This is a genomic window from Deltaproteobacteria bacterium (assembly GCA_026712905.1).
In the GTDB taxonomy this organism is placed as follows: domain Bacteria; phylum Desulfobacterota; class Binatia; order UBA9968; family JAJDTQ01; genus JAJDTQ01.
Genome location: JAPOPM010000001.1, coordinates 1 through 1,624, shown reverse-complemented (window position 1 = coordinate 1,624; position 1,624 = coordinate 1). Strand labels below are relative to the sequence as shown.

Sequence of the window (1,624 nt, the reverse complement as noted above, 5' to 3'; positions counted from 1 at the left end):
TCTCCTCCGACCACTTCGGCCCCTTCACCAAGACCGTGGAGGACTGCGCCCTGGTGCTTGGCGCCATCGCCGGTGAAGACCCCAACGACCCCCTGTGCTCCAACGCGCCCGTGCCGGACTACACTGCGAGCCTCGGCAACCCCGTGGCCGGCATGAAGGTGGGCATCGTCAAGGGCTACTTCGACGAGCTCATGGTGGGCGAGGTCGCCAAGGCGTTCCAGGAAGCCCTCGCCGCCCTGGAGTCCCTGGGCATGCAGGTGAAAGAGGTCCCCATCCCGCACATGGACATCGTCCCCGCCGTCCAGACCGCCACCAGCCGGTGCGAGAACCTTGTCGCCCACGAGCCCTACATCCGCACACAGCCCCGGGACTACAGCCGCGAACTGCTGCACCGGAACATCGCCTCCCTCACCGTCCCCGCCTCCGCCTACGTCACCTCGCAACGCGTCCGCCGCGTCGTCTGCCGCGAGTTCGAGGAAGCCCTCCAAGACGTCCAGGTCATCGTCGCCCCCACCGTCGGCATCGCCGCCCCCACCATCGAGGAATGCAAGCAAGGCTTCGCCGAGATCGACGGCCGCCGCGTCCCCTTCCGCCACCCCAGCGGCAGCATCGGGACACGGTGCACCATTCCCTTCAACGTCACGGGGCTGCCGGCGCTCAGTGTGTGCTGCGGGTTTACGGACGGCGGGTTGCCGTTGGGGTTGCAGGTGGTCGGGGCGTGTTTTGAGGAGGGGCGGGTGTTTCAGGTGGCGCATGCTTATGAGCGGGCGGCGGGGTGGGTTGAGAGGAAGCCGCAGGTGGAGTAAGAAAATCACGCGCCGCCAGCGGGCGCGAGAGCCGGGAACGGGGGTCGACACGAGCGAGTCGTGCACGGGTGCGCACGACGCCGGCGTTCGAGGGGCGCGTGCTGCGGCAATCGGCTCCCGAGCGACACGCCGACGCGCCGGAGACAAGGACACGGACACAGGGTGAACCGCCATGACTGATATCCCTTCCAACCGGACCACCAACGCCACCGTCGAGGTAGGCGGCACGCAGACCGGAGCCATCGAGACCGCGAACGATTGGGACTGGTTCGCGGTCGACCTCGTGGCGGGGCGCACCTACACGATCGATCTGCGGGGAAGCCGCACGGGCGACGGCACGCTTTCCGATCCCATTCTCGTGGGTTTGTACGGTTCATCAAGTCAATATGTTTCAGGCACTACGAACGACAACGGTGGCGAGGGCCGCAACAGCCATCTCGTGTTCACCGCCACCGCGAGCGGCCGCTACTACGTCGCGGCAGGCGCCCGGAACTACGGCTTGGGCACCTACGAGCTCGAGGTCCGGGACACCTCCGCCGACGATACGCGCTCGGGCGCGGTCGATCTCGGTGATATCACGAGTCTGGAAGGCCCCCGCTTTCCCCGCAACTCGATGGACGGCGACGGCGACCGCGTCGGCCACTACCGGTTCACGCTCACCGAAGCGAAGAAGGTGAATCTCGGCCTGCGCCAGCAGGACGCCGATGCCGATCTGTTCCTGGAGGACGCCGAGGGCAACGTGCTGCACCGCAGCGTCGCGGACGGCACGTCGAACGAGAGGGTCGTGGCCACGCTGTTGGCCGGCACGTACTACGCGC

2 protein-coding genes are annotated in these 1,624 nt (G+C 67.4%); both read left to right on the top strand.

The annotated features are described in order from the left end of the window. On the top strand, positions 1 to 806 hold an 806-nt coding region (locus OXF11_00010), incomplete at its 5' end, for an amidase (protein ID MCY4485492.1). Between the two features lie 172 nt (positions 807 to 978). Beyond that, positions 979 to 1,624 (top strand): PPC domain-containing protein (locus OXF11_00005; protein ID MCY4485491.1); only part of this gene is annotated, 646 nt, incomplete at its 3' end.